Source organism: Candidatus Eisenbacteria bacterium (assembly GCA_016867495.1).
Taxonomy (GTDB): Bacteria; Eisenbacteria; RBG-16-71-46; order CAIMUX01; family VGJL01; genus VGJL01.
The window spans coordinates 1-8,255 of the sequence record VGJL01000115.1 but is presented as its reverse complement, the minus strand read 5'-3'; the positions used below and the strand labels follow the sequence as shown (position 1 = coordinate 8,255).

Here is an 8,255-nt window from a genome sequence, read left to right as displayed (position 1 = left end):
GCCGCGAGGTCAGGGTAGCGCACGAAGTGGACGATGCCGCCGCCGGGAGGGAGGATCTCCGCCAGCCGATCGCATGTCATCGCCGCTTCCTGCTTCCTGCGCTCCAACCGCTCGCGGAACTCATCGCTGGCCACGCTCAGCGCCCTCTCCGCTTCTTCCTTCTCCGCCCGCGCCCTTCTCGTCTCCTCGTGGAAGGAGGTCTCCGGCGACAGGAGCTCCTTTCCGACGAGGTTTGCCAGGCGCTGGCAGGCCGCGAGGTACCCGGCCTGCAGCGATGCGGACCCGGGATCCACTCCCGACTCGATCAGCCTGTGGCGCTCGGCCATGCGATCCAGCACCTGCCCATGCGTCCGCGCGAGCAGACAGAAGACCCGTTCCAACGTCGTGTCGGGACACTGCTCGCGCAACGGAAGCAGCCCGCAGAGGGTGGTCACCGCCCTGGCCGCAAGTCCCAGAACCTGCAGCGCCTCCTCGTCCGAGGACCCGCGGTAGGCCTCCTCCTGGACCGCCAGGGCGATCTGCGTGGCTCGGATCCCCTTCGCCACGGCCTCGCGCCACTTTCCCTCGGCCGCGTCCAGCTCCGCCGCCGTGAGGAGCGGCCCGACCAGGTTCATGTGCTCGGCCCCATAGATCTTCTCGCCCAGATCGATCGTGCGGGCCGAGTGGGCCCGGCCCTCGGCGATCCGCCCTGCGATCAACTCGGCCTCGGCAAGGCGCGAGAGAGTCGCGATCAGATTCGGATTCTCCGCGCCGAGCTGGCCCTGCTGGTTGGCCACGCAGGCGTCAAGGACGGCGATCGCCTCATCCACCTTTCCCTGGACCGCCAGCGCTCGAGCCAGCTCTCGCTCGAAGACCGCGGTCCGCGCGCTCCCCGACCCGTACACGGCGCGTCCGGTCCTGACCGATCGCTCGAGTTCGACGCGCGCTTCGTCGACCCTTCCCTGCTCGAGAAGGCACAGCCCCAGGTTCATGCAATGCGACGCGACCTCGGGGTGCTGATCACCATAGACCGATTCCGTGATCCTCAGGCTGCGTCGATAGAGCCGGTCTGCCTCCAGGATGTCTCCCCGTCGCAGAAGAAGCCCCGCGAGCCTGCTCAGCGCCAGCGCTGTCTGTGGGTGCGCGGATCCCTGCGCTGCTTCCATCCTCTCCGCCGCATCCCGTGCGACCCGGATCGCCTCGGCGTATCGGCCGACTCCCTGCAGATACCTCCCCAGCGTCACCATCGTGAGGGCCACCCGCGCGTCCTTGGGCCCGAATGAGGCGCTCCGTATGGCCAGGGCGCGCTCCGCGGTTCGCACGGCCTCTTCATAGTCGCCCATGTCATAGAGAAGGACGCCCAGGTCGTGCAGAACCGCGCCGACGTGCGGGCTCTCGGCGCCGTAGACTCTCTGTCGGGTCTGCAGACAGCGCTTGTAGCACTCCCTCGCCTCGCCCAGTTCGCCCAGCCTTCTTTGGACCTTCGCTTGCACGTTCAGGTGGAGCGTCGCGGGATCGCTGCCGGCGCCGTGGATCTCCTCCGCAAGAGCGAGACTGCGAGCGAAGAGGGCGCGGGCATCCTGGTATCTCGCCCTCGAGAACGCGAGCTCGGCTTGGAGCCGCAGGACATCGACGAGAGCATCCCTGTCCGGCCCCGTCTGCCGCGCGGAGACGCTCTCCGCCTCGGCCAGAAGGCTCTCGGCGTCGGCGAAGCGTTGCTGCCTCATGCGCACCTCGGCCATCCGCATCATGTCCTTCGCGGCCTCGACGCTCCGAGGGCCGTTGATCCTGGCGCCGGAACGAAGGCAGAAGAGCGCCCCGCGCTCCCCCTCCGCGAGGTCGCCTCTCTCGAGGACGATTGCGGCAAAGCCGCGCAGGGCGTCAAGGATGGAAGCGCTGTCGCACCTCGACCTCGTCTCGATCCCCAGCGCCCTCCTGAACAGACTCTCCGCGTCCGTGAAACGGCCCAACTCCAGTTCGAGCGCGGCCGACCGGCGGAGCCACTCCGAGAGGGGCGCGCTGTCCCCCGCGGCTGCGGTTTCTCCCGCGATGCGGACCGCCTCGCGCGCGAGGCCGCCGGCCCTCTGGTAGCTGGCCGCGAACTGCAGGCTGTCGACCATGCCCTTGAGACTGTCGAGGATGCCGGCCTGCGCGACCGCATCGACGGCCGCCGGGCGGGGCGCGACGGCCTGCGCGGGGAACGCAGACGGCCGTATCGAGTGCCCGACCAGAAGGGCGATCAGGCCCAGAGTGAAGGACGGGAGGTGATGCGGCCTCATGGCGATCTCTCTCGCGTTCATCGCCGGGCTCGGCCGGGGGCGGCCGCGCTCACGGAGCCGCCGGCCGGTCCGCGGGATGGAGGATAGACCGTCGGCGGGAGCGGCCGCAACGGTTCGCGTCCGCGGCGCGGGCCTTAGGGAAGCAGCCGGCGCGCAAGAACCGTCCGCCGGGCCAGGGTCTCCGGCGCGATTGCGCGATCGGACCCCGACGGCTACCTTCGCACGCAGGAGATGGAGACAACGATCGACAGAACGGAGCCCCAGGAACCCGCGGGATCGGGAGGATTCGGATCCGCGGCGCCCCGCAACTCGAGCGAGCGCTCCTGGCCGACGGCTTCCACCCCGGTCCCGCCCAGGTGGTTGTTGAAGCTCCTCATCGTGGCGGCGATCGCCCTCGCCTACGCCAACAGCCTACGCGGCGCATTCGTCCTGGATGACCGCCGGGGAATCGTGGAGAACCCGACGATCTGCGACCTGGGATCGCCGGGGACGATCCTCTCCACCTTCCCCAGGTCGACCACGAGCGGGCGCCCGATCCTGAACCTCTCCCTCGCCTTGAACTACGCTCTCGGCGGACTCGATCCGCTCGGCTACCACTTGGTCAACATCGGAATCCACGCGCTGGCGGCTCTCGCTCTCTTCGGGATCGCGCGCAGGACTCTGCGACTTCCGCGAATCGATCCGGTCCTCTCCGCCAGGGCGGACGCGATCGCCTTCGCCGCCGCGCTTCTCTGGGCCGTCCACCCCATCCAGACTTCGTCTGTCACCTATGTCGTCCAGCGCGCCGAGTCGCTTATGGGGCTCTTCTATCTCCTCACGCTCTACTCGACGCTCCGCGGCGCCCTCCACGCGCCCGGAACTCCTGGGCAAAGGGGATGGTCCGCTCTGGCGGTTGCGGCCTGCGCGCTCGGGATGGGGACGAAGGAGGTCATGGTCACCGCGCCATTGATAGTCCTGCTCTACGACAGGATCTTTCTCTCGAGGGATTGGAAGGAGATCCTCATCCGGCGCGGCACGATCCACGTCCTTCTGGCGTCCACATGGGCGATTCTCGGGCTCTTGATGGCCGCCAATCCGGCCCGCGGGGGAACCGCCGGGTTCGACCTGCCCTTCTCATGGCTCCGCTACCTCGGCACCGAGTTCGGGGTCATCCTTCACTACCTGAGACTGAGCGTCTGGCCGCGGCCGCTCGTCCTCGACTACGGCTGGCCGATCGCGGAGAGGCCGGGGGAAGCGCTCCCGGCCGGTCTCGCAGTGGCGGCGCTGGCGGGGATCGCGGCATGGTCCCTGATCAGGAGACCGAGGCTCGGCTTCCTGGGCGCGTGGTTCTTTCTGATTCTCGCCCCGACCTCCAGCATCGTTCCGATCGCCGATCCGATCTTCGAACACAGGATCTACCTGCCACTGGCGGCGGTCGCCCTCACGGGGGTCCTTGCCGCCGACCGACTCATCCGCAGGATCGCCGGCCACCCCCCCGCGGGCCGCCGAGCAGGGTCAAGAATCGAGGCGATCGCGCTCGCCATCGTGGCGCTGGCCCTGGGACTGACGACTGTCTCGCGCAACGCGGACTATCGCAGCGAAGTCGCGATCTGGAAGGACACGATCCGCAAGAGGCCACTGAACGCCCGCGCACACGACTACCTCGGACTGGCGCTCGGGAGAGAGGGAGCGTACGACGAGGCGATCCGTCACCACAACGAGGCGCTCAGGTTGCGGCCCGACATGCTGAACGCCTACTACAATCGGGCCAACACGCGTCTGAGAGCGGAGAGATACGAGGAGGCGATCGCCGACTACTCCCGCTATCTTCGTCTGCGGAGAGATCCGAAGGCCTACAACAATCGGGCGATCGCTCACTTCGGGATCGGCGCCTACGATGAGGCTTGGGCGGACGTCGATTCATGCAGGCTGTTCGGCCTCGAGCCGCACGAGGAGTTCCTCGAGCCCCTCAGACAGGCCTCCGACAGGAACAGGTAGCCGACGCTCGCGCCGACGGGCGCGCGCGGGGACCCCCGACCGGCTCCCGATGCCGCGCGCCGCGAACGCGAACCTAGCGGAGCGAAGGGAACCGTCGGGGGCCATCCTCCTCGCGGCGCGCCGCTTGTCACACCGCCTCCCCACCCGGTAGAATGGCCGTATCGTCGTGACCGCGGACGCGATGCCGCAGCTCCGCGGTCGCGGCGATTCGAGAGACGCGTTCGGAAGGCGGACGGACGGCGACGCATGGGAGACAGAATCGGCATGGATGGCATCGGCCGGCCAAGAGGACGAAGGACCTCCGTGCAGTGGGCGCGGACGATCGTCCAGCTTGCCCTCGTCATAGCCACCACGGTCGCGGGGGTTCGCCTCGCGCTGGGCCTCTCCCTTTCCAGCATCGAGACCTACTGCCCCTTCGGAGGCCTCGAGACGGCCTGGTCACTCATCACGAACCAGAGTTTCAGCTGCGCGACCGGAGAGCGTAATCTCTCGCTCTTCCTCGCACTCCTGCTTCTGACGCTGATCGCCCGGAAGGCGTTCTGCTCCTGGGTGTGCCCCTTCGGAACCGTCAGCGAGTGGATCTCGGCCCTGCGGCGATGGATCGCAGCGAAGCGGGGCGGGGCCGCGGTCTCCTCCGTCGGCTTCGTGGAACCTCCCCGATGGCTCGATCGGTCCCTTCGCTTGTTGCGGGTGCCGGTCCTGGTCGTCATCCTCATCTTCACCTATCGCACCGGGGAACTCGTCTTCAGGGGGTACGATCCCTATTACATTCTCTTCAGCATGCACGGGCACGACGTGCGGAACGTGAGTTACGCGATCCTCGCGGGCGTCCTGGGCCTGGCCTTTCTGATCCCGATGGCCTGGTGCCGCTATCTCTGCCCACTGGGCGTAGTTCTCTGGCCGTTTGCCGCGGTCGGACGGCTCCGCATCCGGCGATCTTGGTCCACCTGCACCGGTTGCGGCGCGTGCGACAGGGCATGCCCGCAGGCGATCGAGATCTCACGCCCGGCCGAAGTCCGGTCAGGGGAGTGCACGCTGTGTCTGGAGTGCACGGAAGCCTGCCCCTCCCCGGGAGCGCTCGAGCTTTGCCTGGAGGGGAAGAGGGTATGAGGAAAGGAAGAATCGTATGAGGGCGCCGAAGTGGATCGTCCCCCTCTGCATCGCCTCGGCGACCGTTCTGGGACTGTGGAGCGCTCGGCTTTTCGCCGCGCCGAGCCTCGTGGTCGACTATGAGGAGGCCGGCGGCGCGGCCGTCGAGACCGGCCGATTCCGAGTGAGCGGAGTCCGTTGCGTCGACACGGGAGAGATCATGGCAAGGCAGCTCGAGGGGATCCCCGGGGTCCTGCGCTGCGTCGTCTATGCCTCCAGGAACGAGGCCCTGGTCACGTACGACCCGGCCCGATGCGGTCCGGGGGCGATCCGGGACGCGATCGAAGGGCCCGTCTTCGAAGAGGCGTCCGGAGAGATTCGCTTTCAGGTCTTTCGCGTCCTTTCGATTGATGGATCAAGCCTCGGCGCGGACTCCGAGCCATGAGCTCCGGCCCGCGCCCCTGAACAAGCTGACACAAGAAGGAGGAAGCCAAGTGCGGTCACGCCGATGGATCTGGATGACGCTCGCCCTGGCTCTGTCCCTCGCCGCGATCTCCGCAGCAGGGGCTGATGAGCAAGCCAAGAAGGAGACGAAGCAGGAGGAATCGAAGCCGGCGGCCCAGACGGCCGTCCTGGACGTCCCGAACCTGATGGAGGGGACGCTGCTCCGGGATCTCGCCAAGGCGCTCAACGGCAAGCCGGGCATCATCGTCGCGCAGGTAGAGAAGGAGACGAAGCTCTTTCATGTGACCTTCGCTACCGAGAAGACGAATCCCGAGACCATCCTGAAAACCGTCCAGGAGCTGGCGAAGGAGGCCAAGCTGCTCAAGGTCGTCCCGGCCGACGCCAAGGCGGCGGGGCATGATTGCGGCAAGTGCCCGAAGGCCAAGGGCTGCCCGGGATCCAAGGGGGCAGCCGCTCCGGAGAAGAAGTAGGGGACGCGCCAGGTGAAACGCTGGCGGTCCGTTTGAGTTCGCGCCCTGCACCTTAGCGAGCGAAACGGGATGCGAGGTCGACGCACCCCGACGGCTCCCTCCGCCCCGCTATGTTCGCGTTCGCGGCGCGGGGCTGCGGGAGACCGTCGGGGTCCCTAGGCGCCCCAGGCGACCGTCTCGGATGCGGTCAATCCGCTCAGATGCTACCGCAACAGGATGAGCTGCCTGCGGTGGCGGACTCCCCCGGCCTCGACATCCAGGAGGTAGACTCCGCTCCCCGCGGGTCTGCCTCCCCTGTCAGTGCCGTCCCACGCCCATTCGACCCCGCCACTGCTCCTGGGACCGGAGTCGAATGCCGAGACGATCCTCCCGCAGACATCGTAGATCGTGGCAACGACAGAGCCGGGCATAGCTAGTTGACAACGCATCTGAGTCGATCCGCGGAACGGATTGGGGCCCCTGTGCGGAATCGCTCCTCGCCTCGCGCGGGAATCGGGAAGTCCGCTCTGTGCCATCAACGCCGGATATGGTATAGATCTTGAGGTTTGGAACTGGCTTCATCGCATTCCGGAGGTTGCGGCATGGTCGTCCATGAGCCCCACAAGATCAAGACGGTCCGTCCACTCTCGTTCCCGACGCTCGAGGAGCGGAAGAAGCTCCTGTCGCAGGTTCGATTCAACGTCTGGCACCTGACGCCGACGCAGGCAAGCTTCGACATGTGCTCCCTCGGAACGAACGCCATGAGCCAGGAGCAGCTCTCCGGACAGCTGATCGGGGATGAGGCCTATGCGGGCTCACGCAACTTCGAGACCCTGGAGGTCTCCGTGCGCGGTGTCCTGGGACACGAGTACGTCTGCCCCACCCACAACGTGCTGGGATGCGTCAAGCTCGTCACCGCGACGATGATCCCCGCCGGCTCCGCCGTCCCGAGCAATGCGCGCTCGAGGGCCGACGTCTTCGTGCCGCTGGGCGTCGGATACCCCGACGTGCGCGACGCGAAGGAGCAGGTCTTCACCGGCAACGTAGATCTGGAGAGGCTCGAGGAGATCCTGAAGGGACAGAATGTCGCCTTCGTCGGCCTTCAGGCCTTCGCCGACGGACAGCACCCGTTCAGCCTGAAGAACCTCCGCACCGTGCGCGCCCTCGCGGAGAGGCACGGGAAGAAGGTCGTGTGCGACGGCTCCCGGATCATCGAGAACGCTTGGCACATTCAGCGCCACGAGCAGGGGCAAGCCGATCGACCCGTGGCCGAGATCGTCAGGCAGATCGTCAAGACGACCGACGTCTTCCAGATGGACGGGGCCCAGGACCCGAAGTCCAACACCGGCGGGATCCTCACGACCGACCACCCAGACATCCACGAGAAGTTCATGAACGAGGTCGTGGTATACGAGGGACTTCACACTTACGGAGGCATGGCCGGGCGGACGATGGAGGTGCTGGCGCGCGGCCTCGCCGAGATGTGCGACGAGGCCGAAGTCCACTGGGTCATGTCGCAGACCGAGCGATTCACCGGCCGCCTCCGCGAGGCGGGCGTTCCCTTGGAGCGCGGATGCGACGGGGCGTACATCCGCGCGGACGAGTTCTTCCCGCAGATCGACAAGAACCAGCAGGACACCTTCTCTGCGGCCCTCTATCTCTTGTCGGGCGTGCGCGCCACCGCCTCGGGCCTGGTCAACAGAAACCGCCTGGTCCCCGTCCAGATCCCACGCCTGGCTTTGACGAACGAGCAACTCGACGCCATCGCGGACGCGATCATCTGCTTGCATGGGCAGCGCGACGCCGTTCAAGGCCTCCGGTCCCTGTCGGAAGGGAAATGGCGCGATCAGCAGGCCTACAACTGGGTCTTCCCCGATCTCGCGCCCTTCGCCTTCGAGACATTCCCCTACGAGATCCACACGATCGAGAGAGTGGCCGTCCTCACGCGCGGCCAGCGCGAGAAGGCGATCCGCGAGGCCGGGTACAACACCTTCCTCCTGCGGTCGGCCGATGTGAC

Annotated in this window: 7 protein-coding genes; 5 read left to right on the top strand and 2 right to left on the bottom strand. The window is 67.2% G+C overall.

Features of this window, described 5'->3' with window-relative positions; all coding sequences use genetic code 11:
* Window positions 1-2,279 (bottom strand): tetratricopeptide repeat protein (locus tag FJY88_09920; GenBank protein MBM3287647.1); only part of this gene is annotated, 2,279 nt, incomplete at its 3' end.
* 210 nt (window positions 2,280-2,489) lie between these two features.
* Between FJY88_09920 and FJY88_09915 the strand changes: the two genes are divergently transcribed.
* The 4 genes from FJY88_09915 (at window position 2,490) to FJY88_09900 (ending at window position 6,259) form a co-directional block, all read left to right on the top strand.
* Complete coding sequence (locus FJY88_09915; GenBank protein ID MBM3287646.1) at window positions 2,490-4,235, top strand: tetratricopeptide repeat protein; 1,746 nt, start codon at window positions 2,490-2,492, stop codon at window positions 4,233-4,235.
* 246 nt (window positions 4,236-4,481) lie between these two features.
* The gene (locus FJY88_09910; protein MBM3287645.1) at window positions 4,482-5,345 is read left to right on the top strand and encodes a 4Fe-4S binding protein; all 864 of its coding nucleotides are present in this window, start codon (window positions 4,482-4,484) and stop codon (window positions 5,343-5,345) included.
* A gap of 16 nt (window positions 5,346-5,361) precedes the next feature.
* Entirely contained in the window at window positions 5,362-5,769 is a 408-nt protein-coding gene (locus FJY88_09905) for a hypothetical protein (protein ID MBM3287644.1), read from the top strand.
* A 49-nt stretch (window positions 5,770-5,818) separates the two neighbouring features.
* The gene (locus tag FJY88_09900; GenBank protein ID MBM3287643.1) at window positions 5,819-6,259 is read left to right on the top strand and encodes a hypothetical protein; all 441 of its coding nucleotides are present in this window, start codon (window positions 5,819-5,821) and stop codon (window positions 6,257-6,259) included.
* Window positions 6,260-6,462: 203 nt separating this feature from the next.
* Here the strand turns inward: FJY88_09900 and FJY88_09895 are convergent, their stop codons facing one another.
* Complete coding sequence (locus FJY88_09895) at window positions 6,463-6,774, bottom strand: hypothetical protein (GenBank protein MBM3287642.1); 312 nt, start codon at window positions 6,772-6,774, stop codon at window positions 6,463-6,465.
* Between the two features lie 66 nt (window positions 6,775-6,840).
* Between FJY88_09895 and FJY88_09890 the strand changes: the two genes are divergently transcribed.
* Window positions 6,841-8,255, top strand: a 1,415-nt coding sequence (locus tag FJY88_09890) for a hypothetical protein (GenBank protein MBM3287641.1), incomplete at its 3' end; no start/stop codon positions are given.